This window comes from Streptomyces sp. NPDC053427, assembly GCF_044544985.1.
Lineage (GTDB): Bacteria > Actinomycetota > Actinomycetes > Streptomycetales > Streptomycetaceae > Streptomyces.
Genome location: NZ_JBITYA010000002.1, coordinates 755,832 through 775,876, shown reverse-complemented (window position 1 = coordinate 775,876; position 20,045 = coordinate 755,832). Strand labels below are relative to the sequence as shown.

Here is a 20,045-nt window from a genome sequence, read left to right as displayed (position 1 = left end):
GGAAGGCAGGCCTGCCGTCGCTGCGGCGGACCTCCCGGCCCGACAGCGTCCTCCCTTACGATGGCCGTTGCGGCGGGGCCTGCCCCTGGAAAAATGCCGCGCCCCGCGCACCCGACCGTGCCAGGCCCGACCGGCAAGGAGACCAGCCCAAGTGTCCGTCTTCAACAAGCTCATGCGTGCAGGCGAAGGAAAGATCCTGCGCAAACTGCACCGCATCGCGGGCCAGGTCAACTCCATCGAAGAGGACTTCGCGGCCCTCTCCGACGCCGAGCTGCGGGCGCTCACGGATGAGTACAAAGAGCGGTTCGCGGACGGGGAGAGCCTGGACGACCTGCTGCCCGAGGCGTTCGCCACGGTCCGTGAGGCCGCCAAGCGCGTGCTCGGCCAGCGCCACTACGACGTCCAGCTGATGGGTGGCGCGGCCCTTCACCTCGGATACGTCGCCGAGATGAAGACCGGTGAGGGCAAGACCCTCGTCGGTACCCTCCCGACGTATCTCAACGCGCTGTCCGGCAAGGGCGTCCACCTGATCACGGTGAACGACTATCTGGCCGAGCGGGACTCCGAGATGATGGGCCGGGTCCACAAATTCCTCGGTCTGACGGTCGGTTGCATCCTCGCCGACATGACGCCCGCCCAGCGCCGCGAGCAGTACAGCTGCGACATCACGTACGGCACGAACAACGAGTTCGGCTTCGACTATCTGCGCGACAACATGGCCTGGTCGCAGGACGAACTCGTCCAGCGTGGCCACAACTTCGCGGTCGTCGACGAGGTCGACTCGATCCTCGTCGACGAGGCCCGTACGCCGTTGATCATCTCGGGTCCCGCGGACTCCGCCACCAAGTGGTACGGCGACTTCGCCAAGTTGGTGCAGCGCCTCAAGAAGGGCGAGGCCGCCAACCCGCAGCGCGGCGTCGAGGAGACCGGCGACTACGACGTCGACGAGAAGAAGCGCACGGTCGGCATCCACGAGTCCGGCGTCAGCAAGGTCGAGGACTGGCTGGGCATCGACAACCTGTACGAGTCGGTGAACACCCCACTCGTCGGGTACCTCAACAACGCGATCAAGGCCAAGGAGCTGTTCAAGAACGACAAGGACTACGTCGTCATCGACGGCGAAGTCATGATCGTCGACGAGCACACCGGCCGTATCCTCGCCGGCCGCCGCTACAACGAGGGCATGCACCAGGCCATCGAGGCGAAGGAAGGGGTGGAGATCAAGGACGAGAACCAGACGCTCGCCACGATCACCCTCCAGAACTTCTTCCGCCTCTACGACAAGCTCTCCGGCATGACCGGTACGGCCATGACCGAGGCCGCCGAGTTCCACCAGATCTACAAGCTCGGCGTCGTCCCGATCCCGACGAACCGCCCGATGGTCCGGCTGGACCAGGCCGACCTGATCTACCGCACCGAGCCCGCGAAGTTCGACGCGGTCGTCGAGGACATCGTCGAGAAGCACGAGAAGGGCCAGCCGATCCTGGTCGGCACCACCTCGGTCGAGAAGTCCGAGTACCTCTCCCAGCAGCTCAACAAGCGCGGCGTGGCCCATGAGGTGCTCAACGCCAAGCAGCACGACCGGGAGGCGCCGATCATCGCCCAGGCGGGCCGCAAGGGCGCCGTGACGGTCGCCACGAACATGGCCGGCCGCGGTACGGACATCAAGCTCGGCGGCAACCCCGACGACCTCGCCGAGGCGGAGCTGCGCCAGCGCGGCCTGGACCCGGTCGAGCACGTCGAGGAGTGGGCCGCCGCGCTGCCCGCCGCCCTGGAGCGGGCCGAGGCCGCGGTCAAGGCGGAGTTCGAGGAGGTCAAGGAGCTCGGCGGGCTGTATGTGCTGGGCACCGAGCGGCACGAGTCGCGCCGTATCGACAACCAGCTGCGCGGTCGCTCCGGCCGTCAGGGCGACCCCGGCGAGTCGCGGTTCTACCTCTCCCTCGGTGACGACCTGATGCGGCTGTTCAAGGCCCAGATGGTCGAGCGGGTCATGGCGATGGCCAACGTCCCCGACGACGTACCGATCGAGAACAAGATGGTGACCCGGGCGATCGCGTCCGCCCAGTCGCAGGTCGAGCAGCAGAACTTCGAGACGCGCAAGAACGTCCTGAAGTACGACGAGGTCCTCAACCGCCAGCGCGAGGTCATCTACGGCGAGCGCCGCCGCGTCCTGGAGGGCGAGGACCTGCAGGACCAGATCAAGCACTTCATGGAAGACACCATCGACGCCTACATCCAGGCGGAGACCGTCGAGGGCTTCGCCGAGGAGTGGGACCTGGAGCGGCTGTGGGGCGCCTTCAAGCAGCTCTACCCGGTCAAGGTGACCGTCGAGGAGCTCGAGGAGGAGATCGGCGACCGCGCGGGCATGACCTCCGAGTTCATCGCCGACGCGATCAAGGATGACGTCCACGAGCAGTACGCCGCCCGCGAGGAGCAGCTCGGCTCGGACATCATGCGCGAGCTGGAGCGCCGCGTCGTGCTGTCCGTCCTGGACCGCAAGTGGCGTGAGCACCTCTACGAGATGGACTACCTCCAGGAGGGCATCGGCCTGCGGGCGATGGCCCAGAAGGACCCGCTGGTCGAGTACCAGCGCGAGGGCTTCGACATGTTCACCGCCATGATGGAGGGCATCAAGGAGGAGTCCGTCGGCTACCTGTTCAACCTGGAGGTCCAGGTTGAGCAGCAGGTCGAGGAGGTCCCGGTCCAGGAGACGGCCGAGCGGCCCTCTCTGGAGAAGGCCGAGCAGGAGGTCGTCCCGGCCGCCGCCGGCCGCCCCGAGATCCACGCCAAGGGCCTGGAGGCCCCGCAGCGTCCGGACCGGCTGCACTTCACCGCGCCCAAGGTGGACGGCGACGGCAGCGTCATCGAGGGCGACTTCATCAGCGACGAGGACGGCGAGGGCCCGGCCCGCTCCGAGGCCGATGGGCTGACCCGGGCGGAGCGGCGCAAGGCGCAGAAGGGCGGCGGCCGCCGCCGGAAGAAGTAGGCACGCAGAACGAGGCGCCCCGGCTGTGACGGCCGGGGCGCTTTTGCGTGCCGGGGCTCCGTTGCGCGGCGCCGGTGCCGTGCGGGCCGATGTCGTGCGGCTCCGGCCTAGGTGGTGTCCGCAAAGTCCCGCCTGGCTGGCGGCGCCTGGCACGCACGCTCGCTGCGTTGTCGGGATCGTCCACGTAGCCCGCTACGAGGACGACCCTCCGCCTTGCGATCGCACGCACCAGACGCCGCCAGCCCCGCCCTCCGGGCGGACGACAGGACTTTGCGGACACCCCCTAGGAGCGGGGCGCCGGGACCCATGGCGTCGGCGTCGGGCCGATGTCGAAGGCGGCACAGCGCCAGCGGGTGTCGGCGCCCAGTTCCAGGCGGAAGGCGAGGGCCCGGAGGCGGTCGCCGGCTGTGATGCGGGCGAATGCCTCGATGACGCCGGTGCACGGCCGGCACAGGCCGCACGTGTGGAGGGCGGGGAGGGGCGCGCGGCGGCCCGGGGCGGTGAGGGGGCGCAGCGGGGCCTGCGGGGCGAGTTCGACCAGCCGGTCGTAGGCGCCGGGCAGGGCGTGGCCCAGCAGGGCGTGTACGGGGCTCTGGCCGCTGAGGGTGAGCAGCAGCTGACGGGCGAACCAGTGGTGCGGCCGCCGCTCGTGCGCGCGGCGCTGGGCGCCGACGGTCGGCAGGCGGGCGGCGGCGGTGGCTGCGGCGGCTGCGGCGGCGGGGCCGGTGAGCGAGCGCCCCGGGGTGCTGCGGCCGGTGGTCGACGGGCTGCCGGGGCGGGTGCGTGCGGGGCCGCGGCCGCGCCCGGGACCGGGACCGGCGCCCGGGCCGCGCCCGGAGCGGGGCCGGGGGACGCGGGTACCGGGCGGGTCGGCGGGCGGCGTGCCGTGGGTGGCGGCGGCGTCGCGGGGCGTCCGGCCGGGGCCGGGTTCTGCGGGTGCGCCGGCGGTTCGGGTCGGGTCGGTGTCCGTCATGGTGGTGCCCCCTTGTGCCGGGTCGATCGGTTACCCGGCGGTAGCTTCGGTGGATTTCCTATCGGCGGCGCGGGGCGGGCGGCAAGGCGGCAGCGGGCGGGCGAGCGGAGGCCGGAGAGTTCACCCGTCCGTGTCGGGGGCTTGCAAAATGGCCTTGGGAGAGGGGCGCGGTGGGGGCGCGCGGCGGGCGGCGCGGGGGCGATGCGGGCGACCCGATGGGGGACTCCCGCCCGTATGCTGGCGGGGCATTCTCCAGAGTCGAGCGAATCGAGCGGAAGCGACTGCCATGCGCGTCTATGTCCCCCTGACCCTTTCCGGTCTCGCAGAGGCGCACAGAAGCGGTGAGCTCGGTCCCGGGCCCCTGGACGCGTACGCCGTCACGCCCGCGCTGCGCGAGTGGTACGTCTCGGACGACATCGAGGAGCTGGAGTACGCGGCGCTGAACCGTGCGGCCCAGGCCTCGCTGCGGCAGCTCGCCGGGAATCCGCAGGTCGCGCGCCGGCGGGTCGTGGTGGCCGTGGACGTGCCGGAGGGCGTGGCCGTGGCGGATCCGGACCGCGGGCTCGACGAGTCGGCGCTGGGCGAGGTGCGGCTGGCCGGGCCGGTGCCGCTGACGAAGGCGGCGGCGGTGCATGTGGACGCCGACGACGCCGAGGCGGATGTCGCGGCGGCCGCGGCGGCGCTGGGCGCGGCGGATCAGGGCGATGACGACGCGCAGTTCGTGGTGGACGGTGCGCAGGACCACGACCTGATGTGGTTCGGGGTGCAGGAGATCCCGCACGTGATCGGCTGAGGTGCCGGCGCCCCCTCGCTCCGTTCTGCGGCGTTGTCGGTGGGTGCAGGTATTTTTTCTTCATGGGGTCGCACAAGGGGGCGTACATGAGGAGTGACGGGGCGCGGCGCGCGTCGCACATCGTGTGGGACTGGAACGGCACGCTGTTCCACGACACCGACGCGGTGATCGGGGCGACCAATTCCGCCTTCGCGGAGATCGGGCTGGAGCCGATCTCGCTGGAGCGGTACCGAGAGCTGTACTGCGTGCCCATCCCGCGGTTCTACGAGCGGCTGCTGGGGCGGATGCCGACGGAAGCCGAGTGGCTGGTGATGGACGATGCCTTTCACCGCCATTACAGCGAGCACCGGGTCAGGTGCGATCTGGCCGAGGGCGTGGATCTGCTGCTGGAGGGCTGGCAGGCGGCCGGGCACAGCCAGTCGATTCTCAGCATGTACGGGCACGACGAGCTGATACCGCTGGTGCGCGGCTTCGGGATCGAGGCGCGTTTTGTGCGGGTGGACGGCAGGACCGGACCGTCGGGCGGCGGCAAGAGCACGCACATGGTGCGGCATCTGGCGGCGCTGACGGACGTGGATCCGGGGCGTACGGTCGTGATCGGTGACGCGGTGGACGACGCGGTGGCCGCGCGGGACGCTGGAGCGCATGCGGTGCTCTACACCGGCGGCTCGCACAGCCGCGGAAGTCTGCAGGCCGCCGGGGTGCCGGTGGTGGACACGCTCGCCGAGGCGGTGGAGACGGCCGCGGAGCTGGCGCGGGGCGCAGCCGCCGGGTAGCCGGCGGTGCCGGGCGGGCGTCGTTCCCCCCTGGCGGTGCCGCGCGGGCGTCGTGCCCCGCGCGTCGTGCCATCGCACATCCGGACGGGCCAGACGTTGTCCGGATGGTCTAAGTTCGGAGTGGGGTTTTGTACGTACACGGCCCATGACGGCACCCCTGCCGGGAGCGATAGCCTTGCACCGTGATCAGCGCGATAACCCGCGGGGGCATCGAGGCCCCCGCCGTGCGCCCGGGACACCACCGTGACCGGGCGGTCGCTGGTCTTTGCGGCCAAGGGCCCATGTCGACTGTGACAAAACTCGTCGAACACGGCACGGCCTTCTCCCATTGCGGCATAGCGTCGACATCGACAGGACACCCCGCGTCGCGGCGGCGTTGTGCGGCTTCCACAAAGTTCTTCCACGACGTCACGCAACGGCGCGCGACAGGAGCCAGAGGACATGCAGACCAAGCTGGACGAAGCCAAGACCGAGCTGCTCGCCAGGGCCGCCCGGGTCGCTGAAAACAGCCCGGCCGGGGGACATCTCCCGGTACGCGGCCTCGACCCGGAGACCCTGACGGGATATCTCCAGCGCTACTACCTGCACACCGCCCCCGAGGACCTCGCCGACCGTGACCCGGTTGACGTCTTCGGTGCCGCGCTCTCGCACTACCGCCTGGCGGAGATGCGCCCGCAGGGCACCGCGAACGTCCGGGTGCACACCCCGACCGTCGAGGAGAACGGCTGGACCTGCAGCCACTCCGTCGTCGAGGTCGTGACGGACGACATGCCGTTCCTCGTCGACTCGGTGACCAATGAGCTCTCGCGGCAGGGGCGCGGCATCCATGTCGTGATCCACCCGCAGGTGATCGTCCGCCGGGACGTCACGGGCAAGCTCATCGAGATCATCGACGCCAACGGCGACACGCGCGGCAACGGCACCAACGGCAAGCGCGCCGAGCTGCCGCACGACGCGGTGACCGAGTCGTGGATCCACGTCGAGATGGACCGCGAGACCGACCGGGAGGACCTCAAGCAGATCACCGCCGATCTGCTGCGGGTGCTCTCCGATGTCCGCGAGGCCGTGGAGGACTGGGACAAGATGCGCGCCGCCTCGCTGCGCATCGCCACCGAGCTGCCCGACGAGCCGGTCGCCGACGACCTGCGGGAGCAGGAGATCGAGGAGGCCCAGGAGCTGCTGCGCTGGCTGTCCGACGATCACTTCACCTTCCTGGGCTACCGCGAGTACGAGCTGGCGTCCGCGCCCGGCGACGGCGGCGCGGACGAGGACGTCCTGACCGCCGTGCCCGGCACGGGCCTGGGCATCCTGCGCGCCGACCCCAAGCACCGCGAGAGCGACATCGGCCACCCCGTCTCGCCGTCCTTCAACCGGCTGCCCGCCGATGCCCGCGCCAAGGCCCGCGAGCACAAGCTGCTGATCCTGACCAAGGCCAACAGCCGGGCCACCGTGCACCGCCCCTCGTACCTGGACTACGTCGGCGTCAAGAAGTTCGACAAGGACGGCAACGTCGTCGGAGAGCGGCGCTTCCTGGGCCTGTTCTCGTCGGCCGCCTACACCGAGTCCGTCCGCCGGGTCCCGGTCATCCGCCGCAAGGTCACCGAGGTCCTCGAGGGCGCCGGGTTCACCCCGAACAGCCACGACGGCCGCGACCTGCTCCAGATCCTGGAGACCTACCCGCGCGACGAGCTGTTCCAGACCCCGGTCGACCAGCTCCAGGCCATCGCCACCAGCGTGCTCTACCTCCAAGAGCGCCGCCGGCTGCGGCTCTACCTCCGCCAGGACGAGTACGGCCGCTACTACTCCGCGCTGGTCTACCTGCCGCGCGACCGCTACACCACCGGCGTCCGGCTGCGGCTGATCGACATCCTGAAGGAGGAGCTGAGCGGCACCAGCGTCGACTTCACGGCGTGGAACACCGAGTCGATCCTCTCCCGACTGCACTTCGTCGTCCGCGTCGAGCCCGGTGCCAGCCTGCCCGACCTCACCGACGCCGATGCGGACCGCATCGAGAGCCGCCTGGTGGAGGCCGCCCGCTCCTGGGCCGACGGCTTCGCCGAGGCGCTGACCGCCGAATGCGGTGAGGAGCGCGCCGCCGAGCAGCTGCGCCGCTACGGCCACGCCTTCCCCGAGGGCTACAAGGCCGACAACTCCCCGCGCAGCGCGGTCGCCGACCTCCAGCACCTGGAGAAGCTCACCGGCAAGCCCGGCAACGACTTCTCGGTCAGCCTGTACGAGCCGGTCGGCGCCGGCCCCGGCGAGCGCCGCTTCAAGATCTACCGCACGGGCGAGCCGGTCTCGCTGTCGCGGGTGCTGCCGGGCCTGAACCGCCTGGGCGTCGAGGTCGTCGACGAGCGCCCGCACGAACTGCGCCGCGCGGACGGCACCATCGCCTGGATCTACGACTTCGGCCTGCGGATGCCGGAGCACGTCGCCGGCGACGACGCCCGCGAGCGCTTCCAGGAGGCGTTCACCGCGGTGTGGACGGGCGCCGCCGAGAGCGACAACTTCAACAAGCTGGTGCTCCAGGCCGGCCTCAACTGGCGCCAGGCGATGGTGCTGCGCGCGTACGCCAAGTACCTGCGGCAGGCCGGGGCGACCTTCAGCCAGACGTACATGGAGGACACCCTCTCCAACAACGTCCACACCACCCGGCTGCTGGTCTCGCTCTTCGAGGCGCGGATGGCCCCCGAGCGCCAGCGGGCCGGCACCGAGCTGACCGACGCCCTGCTGGAGGAGCTGGACGCCGCACTCGACCAGGTCGCCTCCCTGGACGAGGACCGCATCCTGCGCTCCTTCCTCACCGTCATCAAGGCGACGCTGCGCACCAACCACTACCAGAAGGACGGCGCGGGCCGGCCGCACGCCTACCTGTCCATGAAGCTGGACCCGCAGGCGATCCCGGACCTGCCGGCGCCCCGCCCGGCGTACGAGATCTGGGTGTACTCGCCGCGCGTCGAGGGCGTCCACCTGCGCTTCGGCAAGGTCGCCCGCGGTGGTCTGCGCTGGTCGGACCGCCGGGAGGACTTCCGTACGGAGATCCTCGGCCTGGTCAAGGCGCAGATGGTCAAGAACACCGTCATCGTGCCGGTCGGCGCCAAGGGCGGCTTCGTCGGCAAGCAGCTGCCGGACCCGTCGGTGGACCGGGACGCCTGGCTGGCCGAGGGCATCGCCAGCTACAAGACCTTCATCTCCGGTTTGCTGGACATCACCGACAACCTGGTCGGCGGCGAGGTCGTGCCGCCGAAGAACGTCGTCCGGCACGACGAGGACGACACCTACCTGGTGGTCGCGGCCGACAAGGGCACGGCGACGTTCTCCGACATCGCCAACGAGGTCGCCGAGTCGTACGGATTCTGGCTCGGCGACGCCTTCGCCTCCGGCGGCAGCGCCGGCTACGACCACAAGGGCATGGGCATCACCGCCCGCGGCGCCTGGGAATCGGTCAAGCGGCACTTCCGCGAGCTGGGCCACGACACCCAGACCCAGGACTTCACCGTGGTCGGCGTCGGCGACATGTCCGGCGACGTCTTCGGCAACGGCATGCTGCTCAGCGAGCACATCCGCCTCGTCGCCGCCTTCGACCACCGGCACATCTTCATCGACCCCAACCCGGACGCGGCGACCTCGTACGCCGAGCGCCGCCGGCTCTTCGAGCTGCCCCGCTCGTCCTGGGCGGACTACAACACCGAGCTGCTCTCGCAGGGCGGCGGCATCCACCCGCGCTCGGCCAAGTCCATCCCGATCAACGCGCAGGTGCGGGCCGCCCTCGGCATCGAGCCCGGCGTGAAGAAGATGACGCCGGCCGATCTGATGCGGGCCATCCTCAAGGCGCCGGTCGATCTGCTGTGGAACGGCGGCATCGGCACGTATGTGAAGTCCTCGACGGAGTCCAACGCCGACGTGGGCGACAAGGCCAACGACGCCATCCGCGTCGACGGCGAGAACCTGCGGGTCAAGGTCGTCGGCGAGGGCGGCAACCTGGGCCTGACCCAGCTGGGCCGGATCGAGTTCGCCGGCGCCGGCGGGAAGATCAACACCGATGCGATCGACAACAGCGCCGGTGTGGACACCTCCGACCACGAGGTGAACATCAAGATCCTGCTCAACGCGGTCGTCGCCGAGGGCGATATGACGGTCAAGCAGCGCAACAAGCTGCTGGCCGAGATGACCGACGAGGTCGGCGAGCTGGTGCTGCGCAACAACTACGCGCAGAACACCGCGCTGGCACTGGCCCTCGCCCAGTCCTCCAGCATGCTCCACGCCCAGCAGCGCTTCATGCGCCGCCTGGTGCGCGACGGCGACCTCGACCGGGCGCTGGAGTTCCTGCCCACCGACCGGCAGATCCGCGAGCGGCTGAACGCCGGGCGCGGCCTGACCCAGCCCGAGACCGCGGTGCTCCTGGCCTACACCAAGATCACGGTGGCCGATGCGCTGATCCAGACCGGGCTGCCGGATGACCCCTACCTCCAGCGGCTGCTGCACGCCTACTTCCCCTCGGCGCTCTACGACCGCTTCCCCGAGCAGGTCGACGGGCACGCCCTGAGCCGCGAGATCGTGACGACGGTCATGGTCAACGACACCGTCAACACCGGCGGTACGAGCTTCCTGCACCGCATGCGGGAAGAGACCGGCGCCTCCCTCGAAGAGGTCGTGCGGGCCCACACCGCGGCCCGTGCGATCTTCCGGCTCAACCAGGTCTGGGACGACGTCGAGGCGCTCGACAATGTCGTCGCGGCCGATGTCCAGACCCGGATCCGCCTGCACTCGCGGCGGCTGGTCGAGCGCGGCACCCGCTGGCTGCTCAACAACCGCCCGCAGCCGCTGGAGCTGTCCGGGACCATCGACTTCTTCAGCGAGCGGGTCGCCCAGGTCTGGGCGGAGCTGCCGAAGCTGCTCCAGGGCAGCGACGTCGAGTGGTACCAGACGATCCGGGACGAGCTGACGGACAGCGGAGTGCCCGAGACGCTGGCCGTCCAGGTGGCCGGGTTCTCCTCCGTCTTCCCGGCGCTGGACATCGTCGCGATCGCGGACCGTACGGGCAAGGAGCCGCTGGCCGTCGCCGAGGTCTACTACGACCTGGGCGACCGGCTGCGGATCAACCAGCTCCTGGACCGCATCCTGGAGCTGCCGCGCAACGACCGCTGGCAGTCGATGGCCCGCGCCTCCATCCGCGAGGACCTCTTCGCGGCGCATGCGGCGCTGACCTCGGATGTGCTGTCGGTGGGCAACGGCACCTCGACGCCCGAGCAGCGGTTCAAGGCCTGGGAGGAGGCGAACGCGGCGATCCTCAGCCGCGCCCGCGCCACGCTGGAGGAGATCCACGGGTCGGAGGGCTTCGACCTGGCGAACCTCTCGGTGGCCATGCGGACCATGCGTACGCTGCTCCGTACGCACAGCTGACGCCCGGTAACGGCACGGCGGACGGCCCCGGAGCTCAAGGCTCCGGGGCCGTCCCCGTTTCCGCGCGCCCGGGCCGCCCTAGGTGGTGTCCGCAAAGTCCCGCCTGGCTCGCGGCGTCTGGCACGCACGCTCGCTGCGTTGTCGGGATCGTCCACGTAGCCCACTACGAGGACGACCCTCCGCCTTGCGATCGCACGCACCAGACGCCGCGAGCCCCGCCCTCCGGGCGGACGACGGGACCTTGCGGACACCGCCTAGCGGTGCGCCTCGTACGCCTTGATCACGTCGTCCGTCGGGCCGTCCATCACGAGCTCGCCGTGCTCCAGCCACAGCACCCGGTCGCAGGTGTCCCGGATCGATTTGTTGTTGTGGCTGACCAGGAAGACCGTGCCGGCCTCCTCGCGCAGCTCGCGGATGCGGGCCTCGGAGCGCTTCTGGAAGGCGCGGTCGCCGGTGGCCAGCGCCTCGTCGATCATCAGCACATCGTGGTCCTTGGCCGCCGCGATGGAGAACCGCAGCCGGGCCGCCATGCCGGAGGAGTAGGTGCGCATGGGAAGGGAGATGAAGTCGCCCTTCTCGTTGATGCCGGAGAAGTCGACGATGCCGTCGTAGCGCTCGCGCACCTGCTCGCGGGACATCCCCATCGCCAGACCGCCGAGGACGACGTTCTTCTCGCCGGTCAGGTCGTTCATCAGGGCCGCGTTCACGCCCAGCAGCGAGGGCTGGCCGTGCGTGTAGACCTGGCCGCGCTCGGCGGGCAGCAGGCCGGCGACCGCCTTGAGCAGCGTCGACTTGCCGGAGCCGTTGGAGCCGATGAGGCCGATCGACTCGCCGCGGTAGGCGGTGAAGGAGACGCCCTTGACGGCGTGCACCTCGCGCACGCCCGTCGAGGGCTTGCGGCGGACGATGCGGTTCAGCGCCGCGGTGGCGCTGCCTTTGCCGGCGCCGGTGCCGTAGACGCGGTAGACGATGTGCAGATCGTCGGCGATCACGGTCGGTACCCGCTCCTGGGTGGGCGCCGTCGGCCGGCCGCCGTTGTTGTTCTCAGCCACGTCCGTACCGCTCCTCGGCCTGCCAGAAGTACACATAGCCGAGGACGCCCGCCAGCAGCGCCCAGCCGGCCGCGAACGCCCACACATGCGGCGGCAGCTGCTGCTCGGTGAAGCTGTCGATCAGCGCGAAGCGCACCAGGTCGATGTAGACGGCGGCGGGGTTGGCGTTGAGCAGGACCTCCACGATCTTCGGGAGGTGCTTGCCCTGGAGGATCACGCTGATGCTGAACATCACGCCGGACGCGTACATCCAGGTCCGCAGGATGAAGGGCATCAGCTGCGCCAGGTCCGGGGTCCGCGCGCCCAGCCGCGCCATGATCATCGCCAGGCCCGTGTTGAAGACGAACTGCAGCGTCAGCGCCGGGACGACCAGCAGCCACGACCAGGTCGGCAGCTGCCCGAAGCACAGCAGGATGACCGCCAGCACGCCCATGGAGTACAGCAGCTGCTGGAGCTGCGCCAGGCAGAACGAGATCGGCAGGCAGGCGCGCGGGAAGTGCAGCGCCCGCACCAGGCCGAGGTTGCCGGAGATCGCCCGCGTTCCGGCCATCACCGAGTTCTGCAGGAAGGTGAAGATGAAGACGCCGGTGACCAGGAACGGGATGAAGTCGGGGACGTGCTTCCGCGTGTCCAGCAGCACGCCGAAGATCAAGTAGTAGACGCCGGCGTTGAGCAGCGGGGTGATCACCTGCCACAGCTGGCCGAGCTTGGCGGTGGTGTACATCGCGGTGAGCTTGGCGGTGGCGAACGAGGTGATGAAGTGCCGCCGGCGCCACAGCCGCCGGGTGTACTCGGGAAGCGACGGGCGGACACCGCTCACCGCGAGGCCGTGGCGTTCGGCCAGGGCGCGCAGCTCGGGGTCGGGGGATGCGCCGGGGCCGGGCTTCCGGGCGGGCGCCGGGGCCGGGCTCGGCGGGGCGAGGGTCTGGGGCATGAGGGCCGCTTTCGCTTGTGTACGGGGGCGGCGGAACGGGTGCCGTGCAACGACGGAACGGGTCCGTATCGTCGCGACGCTGTCGACACTAAAGGGATTTCACGTCGAGACGCAATCGTAGCGTCGTGACGCTATGCTCAAGCCATGGCAAAGAACGGGGAACACGACGAGGTACCGGACGGCAGTGCGACGGGCCGCCGGACGCCGGCCGGCGCCGCCGTACTGCGGGAGGACAAGACCGCCGCGATCCGCGCCGCGGTCTTCGAGGAGCTGGCCGCGGTCGGGTTCGCCCGGATGTCCATCGAGGGCATCGCGCGGCGGGCGGGCGTCGGCAAGACCGCGGTCTACCGGCGCTGGCGCTCCAAACTGCATCTCGTCCTGGACGTGGTCTCCGCGGTGGCCGCCGCGGGCCTGCCGACGCCGGACACCGGGTCGCTGCGCGGCGACGTCCGGATGCTGCTGGAGGTCGCGGCCCGCGCGCTGCGGCACCCGATGGCCTCGCAGATCCTCCCGGACCTGCTGGCCGAGGCGGCCCGCAGCCCGGAGCTCGCCGAGGCGCTCAAGGCGGCCCTGCACGACAGCCAGCAGGGCGTCGCCGCCGCGATGGTGGCGCGGGCCGTCGAGCGGGGGGAGATCCCGGCCGGTGTCGACGGCGGGCTGGCGCTGGACCTGCTGACCGGGCCGCTCTACTGGCGGCTGGTGGTCGTCCGCGACGACCTGCCCGAGGGGTATCTCGACGCGCTGGCACAGTCGGTGGCGGCGGCCCTCGGGGCGGAGTGAGGACGGACGGCGGCCCGTACCTCCTGTTCGAAGAGAGAAAACGACCCCCCGGTCACGAGCTGACCGGGGGGTCGTTCCGTCTGCGGACCAAGGGCCGTCGTCAGCCCGCCAGTTCGATGCCGGAGGCGTCCGAGGCGTCCGTGCCGGGTGCCCGGTCGTCCCCCGCCTTCCGCGGCGCCGGCAGCTTGACCAGCCCGGCCGCGGCGGCCGCCGCGCGCGGCCGGGGCGCCACGGTGCGCTCGTCCAGCGGCTCCGGCTCGGGGCCCGCCTCCTGGCCGAGGAAGACCTGGCGCACCACGCGCTCGGCGGCGTGCCCGTCGTCCCACTGGCAGAACCGCGCGCGGAAGGCGGCCCGCAGCGCGGTGGCCCGCTCGTCGTCCCAGCGGCCGCTGCGGAACGCCTCGATCAGCTCGTCCTCGGTGGTGGCGATCACGCCCGGGGTGTCGCCCGGCTTGCCCGAGAGCAGGTCGAAGGTGACGCCGCGGGAGCGGACGTAGGTGTCCCAGTCGTCGGCGTAGTTGATGATCGGCCGGTCGAGGTTGGCGTAGTCGAACATGATCGACGAGTAGTCCGTGACCAGCGCGTCGGCGGCCAGGCACAGCTCCTCGACGACCGGGTGTCCGGAGACGTCGATCAGCGCGCCGCGCTCCTGGAGCGCCTGCAGGGCCGGGTCCTGGTCGTAGAAGTAGTGGGTGCGCACCAGCAGGACGAAGTCCTCGCCCAGCTCGCGGGAGATCTTCTCCAGGTCGAGGCGGGGGACGTAGCCGACCTGGTAGTCGCGCATGGTCGGCGCGTACAGGACGGCGGTCTTGTCGGGGGCGATGCCCAGGCGCTCGCGGAGGGCGAGGACGTCCTCCGCGGTGGCCCGGTAGTAGACGTCGTTACGGGGGTAACCGGCATCCAGCGAGGCGAAGTTGCAGGGGTAGACGCGCTCCCACTGCTCGGTGGTGTGCTGGTTGGCGGAGAGCGAGTAGTCCCAGCGGTCGGCGCGGGCGAGCAGCTTGCGGAAGCTCATGCCCTTGGCGGCGGCCGGGTAGCGCTTCTGGTCGGTGCCCATCGACTTCAGCGGGGTGCCGTGGTGGGTCTGGAGGTGGACCTGGCCCTCGCGCTTGACCACGCCGTCCGCGAAGTTGACGTTGTTGACCAGGTACTTGGCGCGGGCCACGACCTCCCAGTAGCGCGGCGAGTTCAGCACGACGTGATCGACGCCGGCCGGGACCTGGTCGGCCATGTTCTGCTTGACGACCCAGACGCCGTGCACCTGCGGCGCCAGCTCCTTGGCCTTCTCGTAGATCGCGAGGGGGTTGCAGGCGGGCAGGCGGTTCCAGTACGCGGAGTAGACCGCGAGGTTCTCGTCCAGCGGCTGCCGCAGCAGCGCCTGGTACCGCAGGTCCATGGCCTTCTTCTTGGCCTGCTTCACGCGCTTGCCCGCGTGCTTGCGGACCGTGCGCTGCACCTTGCCGGCGACCTTGAGGCCGGCCAGCGCCGGGTAGGCGTCCTTGGCGAGCAGCGCGTACTTGCCGCCGGCGATGCCCGCGGGGCGCACGAATCCGGCGGGCAGTCGCAGGCGGTAGTCGCGGGCGGCACGGTGGAAGAACTCGGCCGTGGCGTTCTGCGGCAGTCGTCCGGGCTTGTCCAGGATGGTCAGATAGTGGTCGATCATCTTCCGGAACATCTGCGGGCGCCAGCGCGCGAGTTCGGGATGTGCGTCGAGATAGCCGAAGACCCGGCCGTACTGGTCGAAGACATCGAAGTGCTTACGGCTGGTCGTGCGCAGGATGTTGCCGCCCTGGCGGCGCTGGCGGTAGTGCAGGCAGACCCGGTCCAGAACGGCGATCCGCTCGGCGGTGATCAGCGTGCAGAACGTCCACGGGGCGTCCTCGTAATAACCGACCGGGAATGCGAATCCGTGCTCTTCGATGAAGTCGCGGCGGTAGGCCTTGTTCCAGACGATCTGCAGCAGATCGAGGATCTCGGGGCGGTCGGCCAGCGAGAAGGAAGGGGCGCCGGATTCGCTGAGCAGGTCGGCGAGCGCATTGCGCCGGGCCGAGCCGTCCCAATAGGTCCGCGCGTAATCGAAGATCAGGATCTCCGGGTCCTCGGTGGCGGCCAGCCGCTCGGCGAGCGCGCCGAGCGCGCCGGGCACGAGGGTGTCGTCGCTGTCGAGGAAGAGGACGTAGTCGCCGGTGACCTTCTCCAGGCCGGCGTTACGGGCCAGGCCCAGTCCGACGTTCTCCGGCAGATGCAGGACCTGGACGCGGTCGTCGAGTGCGGCGTACTCGTCCAGGATGGCGCCGCTGGCATCGGGCGAGCGGTCGTCGACGGCGATCAGCTCGAAGTCCGGGAAGTCCTGCGTCAGCACGGAGTCCAGGCATTCACGCAGATACCCCTGGACTCTGAAGCACGGGACGATGACGCTGAAGCGGGGTGCGGCGGCGTCGCGGACTATCTCGGACATGCGGTACTACTCCTCGTGACGAGCTGAGTACAGAACGCAAAAAAGCCCTAAAGGGCGGGTTCCATTGTCGGTCATCCGACTCCCGTTCACCCAAAAAGGTTGGTCTTCGTAACCTGAAAGTTCTGTAGAACACAGTGCGTCCCGAAGAAAGTGGTGACTTTCCGAACGCGCGGGATTCTCGAGGCAACCAAATACTGGGTAAGTGTCATCTTCCTTGGATGGGGCTCATTGAGGAGAGCCGATATTGCCCGGTCACCCGCCCCGTATATCCCGCCGCCGGCTGCTTCAGGTGACCGGCGGTGGTGTGCTGGCCGCGACGGCCGGTGCGGGCGCCTGGCCCTGGCTCGCCCCGGGGGAGCGGCTCACCCGGCCGGCCGGACCCGCCCGCCCGGAGCGGTCCCCGGTGGCCGCCGAGAACCAGACATTTCTGCACGTCATCGCCCATGCGGACGATGCGCTCTACTTCATGAACCCGAACCTGGAGCAGTCCATCCGCAGCGGCGCGCGCTCGGTCACCGTCTGCCTCACCGGCGGCGAGGCGGACGGACGCAACGCCGGCCGGGACACCCCCGGCGCCGACCGCGTCCCGCACGACCGGCCCGCCTTCGCCCGCGCCCGCACCAACGGGCTGCGCGCCGCACACGCCCTGATGGCCACCGGGGACGCCGGCAGCCCCTGGGACCTCGAGGCGATGTCCCTGCTCCCGGGCTTCCAGGTGGAGCTGCACACCCTGCGCGAGGCCCCGCAGAACCAGCTGATCTTCCTGGAACTCGTCGAGGCCAGGGCCGTCTCGGCGCCCCGCGCGGCCAGCCTGCGCGGCCTCTGGCTGGGGGCGGCCGGCACCCTGCCCACCCTGCGGCCCACGGGCACGCCCGTACCGTCGGCCTACCGCTACACCCGCGACCAGGTCGTCCGCACCCTGACGGCGGTACTCGAACGGGTCCGGCCCTCGGTGGTGCGCACCCTGGACCCGCACGCCGTGCACCGCCCCACGGCCCCGCTCACCGCCCCGGACCCCCGGCTGGCCGGGCCGCGCTACTTCGACCACCAGGACCACACCGCCTCCGCCTACTTCGCGCAGGCGGCGCTGGCCCGCTACTGGGAACGCGCGCACCGCCCCCCGGCCGTGGTGGAGAACTACCTGGGCTACGAACTCGGCGCGCTGCCCCACAACCTCGACCCCGAGGCGGCCCGCCGCAAGGCCCGGCTGCTCTCCGTCTACGGCTGGTCCGGCGGCCGCCGCTGCGGCGATCCGGCGGGCTGCGGCGACCGCAAGGTGGGCGACAGCGCCTACCGCGGCGGCTCCCGCAACTGGACCCGCAGCACCCGGCTGCGCGCGCCCGGCTCCAACGCCTGGCTCCGGCCCATGGCGGACGGCCGGCTCGCCGCCTTCGCGGTGCTGGCCGGCCGGGCCCACTGCTGGACGGAGACCGGTCCGGGCAGCGGCCGCTTCACCGGCCCCGTCCTGCTCGGCGGCGCTCCGCTGGAGGGCCAGATCCATGCCGTACGGCATCCCGACGGCAGCCTGCGGCTGTTCGCCGCCCGCACCGTGCTGCCCGGCCGGAACACCGCCCACCGCCGTGAGCTGCTGACCGCCCGCCAGGCCGGCACCGCCCGCGACGGCGCGCCCCTCTTCCCGCACTGGGAGCCGCTGGGCTCCCCCGACCCGGACCCGGTCCGCTCGCTGGAGACCGGCTTCCCGGCGGCGGTGGCGGCCCCGGACGGCACGGCGCATGTCTTCGTCCGGACCTGGGACGGCGCTCTGGCGCACCGCGCCGGCCCGGACGGCGGGCCGTGGACTCCCTGGCGGCGGCTGGAGGGCCCGGTCGGCGCCCTCAAGGTCTCACCGGCCATCGACGACGGCATCGACGCCTGTGTGGACTCCGACGGGATGATCCATTTGGTCGCGCCGAGCGGCCGGACCGTCCACCACTGGGTGTCCAAGGAGGCCGGGCAGCTCCCGCGGCCGGGTGCCGCCACCGGGCTGCCGGAGGCCGCCGGGCCGGTCAGCCTGGTCCCCCTGGAGGACGGCGCGGTGCGCGCGCTCTTCCGCCGGGTGGGTACCGCGCAGGTGCTGATCGCCGAGCGGCGCAAGCGGATCGGCAGCTGGCGGGTGGCGGCGCAGTGCGCACCGGTCGGCGGCTACGGCCGGGTGGCCGCGGCGCCGGGCGGCGCCGGCGACCGGATGGTGCTCGCGGCGCGGGACGACGCGGGCGGGGTGCGGGCCGCGACGGCGCGGGACGTCCCGGGGCCCTGGCACACGGGGCGGGTGCCGCATTCGGGGGCGGCCGGGGTCGCCGAGGACGCCGCGGGCCGCGCGGTGGTGGTGGCGCTCGGCAACGACGGCCGGCTGTACGCGGCCCGGCAGCGGGCGGCCGGGCCGGGCGCGCCCTTCGGGGCCTGGGAGCGGGCGGAGCCCCGGGCTCAGACCGGTTCGCGGGGGCGGCGGGGCGCGGACTGACCGGACCGGCGGCCCGGCAGCAGTATCCGCCGCGAGACCAGGAAGGTGAACGGGATCGCCAGCAGCGCCGCCGCCAGCGGTGCCACCTTGCTGTTCACTCCCAGCCAGCTCACCAGCACCACCAGCCCCACGCTCTGCGTCACATAGTTGGTGACCTGGGTCAGCGGGAAGAGCAGGAACTTCTTCCAGGTCGGCCGGGTGCGGTAGGTGAAGTAGGTGTTCAGGAAGAACGAGCAGGTCATACCGGCCAGGAAGCCGACGGTGTACGCCGCGAAGTAGGGCAGCGCGCGGTGCAGCGGCAGATAACAGGCGTAGAAGGTGAGGGTGTTGACCCCGCCGACGACGACGAAGCGGACTATCTGGCCCCACTCGGGGACCGCCGGGAGCGCCCGCCGGATGCGCAGCGGCATCAGCCGGCCTGGGACGGGGCGGCGATGGTGGCGGTGGCGGCGTCCGCCGGGGTGCGCGGAGGGGCCGCCGTCCCGTTGGCCCGGGTGCGCGGGCGCGTCGCCCCGTCGGCCTCCTTGACCAGGAAGTGCGGCCGCCGCTTGGTCTCGTAGTAGATCCGCCCGATGTACTCGCCGATCAGCCCGAGCATCACCATGTGGACTCCGCCCAGGCCCACGATGATCGCCACCAGCGTCACATAGCCCGGTGCGGTGATGCCGCCGGCGAGGGCGGCGCCGATCACCCACAGCGTGTAGAGCGCGGCGAGCGAGGCCAGACTCAGCCCGGTGTAGATGGCCGCCCGCAGCGGACGGCAGTTGAACGAGAGCATGCCGTCGATGCCGTAGTTGACCAGGCCGCCCAGGCGCCACTTGGTCTCCCCGGCCTCCCGGGCGGCATTGCGGTAGTCGAAGGTGATGGTGTCGAAGCCGATCCAGGAGAACAGGCCCTTGGAGAAGCGGTTGTACTCCGGCAGCGAGACCAGCGCGTCCACGGCGGTGCGGGACAGCAGCCGGAAGTCGCCGACGCCGTCGGCGAGTTCGACGTCCACCCAGGTGTTGACGGCGCGGTAGTAGAACCGGCTGAGGGCGGTGCGCAGCCGTTTGTCGCCGTCCCGGCTGCGCCGGGCGATGACCTGGTCGTGGCCGAGCTGGTAGAGGTCGAGCATCTTCTCGATCAGCTCGGGCGGATGCTGGAGGTCGGCATCCATGATGATCACGGCGTCGCCGGTGGCCTCCTTGAGGCCGGCCAGCATGGCCGGTTCCTTGCCGAAGTTGCGGCTGAAGGAGAGATAGCGGGTGGTGCGGGGGTACCGCTGCGCGAGGTCGCGGAGCCGGGGCAGGGTGCCGTCCCCGCTGCCGTCGTCCACGTAGCACAGCTCGTACTCGACGGCGAGTCCGCCGAGGACCGAGCGGACCTGGTCGTCGAACCGGCTTATGACGGCCTCTTCGTTGTAGCAGGGGACGACGATGGAGAGCTTCAT

At 70.9% G+C, this 20,045-nt stretch carries 12 protein-coding genes; 6 read left to right on the top strand and 6 right to left on the bottom strand.

Annotated features, from left to right (window positions below):
* The first annotated feature begins 151 nt into the window (after nt 1–151).
* Nucleotides 152–2,986, top strand: coding sequence for a preprotein translocase subunit SecA (gene secA, locus ACIGWZ_RS08025; RefSeq protein WP_400061947.1), 2,835 nt, complete (start codon nt 152–154; stop codon nt 2,984–2,986).
* 283 nt (nt 2,987–3,269) lie between these two features.
* Here the strand turns inward: secA and ACIGWZ_RS08020 are convergent, their stop codons facing one another.
* On the bottom strand, nt 3,270–3,959 hold the full coding sequence (locus ACIGWZ_RS08020; protein WP_400061945.1) for an Rv3235 family protein: 690 nt from the start codon (nt 3,957–3,959) through the stop codon (nt 3,270–3,272).
* 286 nt (nt 3,960–4,245) lie between these two features.
* Here ACIGWZ_RS08020 and ACIGWZ_RS08015 point away from each other — a divergent pair, with 286 nt between their 5' ends.
* The 3 genes from ACIGWZ_RS08015 to ACIGWZ_RS08005 all read left to right on the top strand — a co-directional run bounded on the left by ACIGWZ_RS08015 (nt 4,246) and on the right by ACIGWZ_RS08005 (nt 10,931).
* Entirely contained in the window at nt 4,246–4,752 is a 507-nt protein-coding gene (locus tag ACIGWZ_RS08015) for a DUF6912 family protein (RefSeq protein ID WP_400061944.1), read from the top strand.
* A 62-nt stretch (nt 4,753–4,814) separates the two neighbouring features.
* Nucleotides 4,815–5,528, top strand: coding sequence for an HAD family hydrolase (locus tag ACIGWZ_RS08010; RefSeq protein ID WP_400061942.1), 714 nt, complete (start codon nt 4,815–4,817; stop codon nt 5,526–5,528).
* A 441-nt stretch (nt 5,529–5,969) separates the two neighbouring features.
* The gene (locus ACIGWZ_RS08005; RefSeq protein WP_400061940.1) at nt 5,970–10,931 is read left to right on the top strand and encodes an NAD-glutamate dehydrogenase; all 4,962 of its coding nucleotides are present in this window, start codon (nt 5,970–5,972) and stop codon (nt 10,929–10,931) included.
* A gap of 254 nt (nt 10,932–11,185) precedes the next feature.
* Here ACIGWZ_RS08005 and ACIGWZ_RS08000 read toward each other — a convergent pair whose 3' ends face one another.
* The gene (locus ACIGWZ_RS08000) at nt 11,186–11,983 is read right to left on the bottom strand and encodes an ABC transporter ATP-binding protein (protein ID WP_400061938.1); all 798 of its coding nucleotides are present in this window, start codon (nt 11,981–11,983) and stop codon (nt 11,186–11,188) included.
* Entirely contained in the window at nt 11,976–12,917 is a 942-nt protein-coding gene (locus ACIGWZ_RS07995; RefSeq protein WP_400061936.1) for an ABC transporter permease, read from the bottom strand. Before ACIGWZ_RS07995 ends, ACIGWZ_RS08000 begins: the two co-directional genes overlap by 8 nt.
* A 144-nt stretch (nt 12,918–13,061) precedes the next feature.
* On the opposite strand from ACIGWZ_RS07995, the gene ACIGWZ_RS07990 reads away from it, so the two are divergent.
* Nucleotides 13,062–13,697, top strand: a complete 636-nt coding sequence (locus ACIGWZ_RS07990; protein ID WP_400061935.1) for a TetR/AcrR family transcriptional regulator — start codon at nt 13,062–13,064, stop codon at nt 13,695–13,697.
* Nucleotides 13,698–13,797: 100 nt separating this feature from the next.
* On the opposite strand, the gene ACIGWZ_RS07985 is transcribed toward ACIGWZ_RS07990, so the two are convergent.
* Nucleotides 13,798–16,155: a CDP-glycerol glycerophosphotransferase family protein gene (locus ACIGWZ_RS07985; RefSeq protein ID WP_400061933.1), complete on the bottom strand. Its 2,358-nt coding sequence runs from the start codon at nt 16,153–16,155 to the stop codon at nt 13,798–13,800.
* 289 nt (nt 16,156–16,444) lie between these two features.
* Here ACIGWZ_RS07985 and ACIGWZ_RS07980 point away from each other — a divergent pair, with 289 nt between their 5' ends.
* Complete coding sequence (locus ACIGWZ_RS07980) at nt 16,445–18,616, top strand: PIG-L family deacetylase (RefSeq protein ID WP_400061931.1); 2,172 nt, start codon at nt 16,445–16,447, stop codon at nt 18,614–18,616.
* Here ACIGWZ_RS07980 and ACIGWZ_RS07975 read toward each other — a convergent pair.
* Together ACIGWZ_RS07975 and ACIGWZ_RS07970 are read right to left on the bottom strand one after the other, a co-directional pair.
* Entirely contained in the window at nt 18,580–19,026 is a 447-nt protein-coding gene (locus ACIGWZ_RS07975) for a GtrA family protein (RefSeq protein WP_400061930.1), read from the bottom strand. The two genes, ACIGWZ_RS07980 and ACIGWZ_RS07975, sit on opposite strands and share 37 nt — an antisense overlap.
* Nucleotides 19,026–20,045 (bottom strand): glycosyltransferase family 2 protein, encoded by a 1,020-nt coding sequence (locus ACIGWZ_RS07970; RefSeq protein WP_400061928.1) that lies wholly within the window; start codon nt 20,043–20,045, stop codon nt 19,026–19,028. Before ACIGWZ_RS07970 ends, ACIGWZ_RS07975 begins: the two co-directional genes overlap by 1 nt.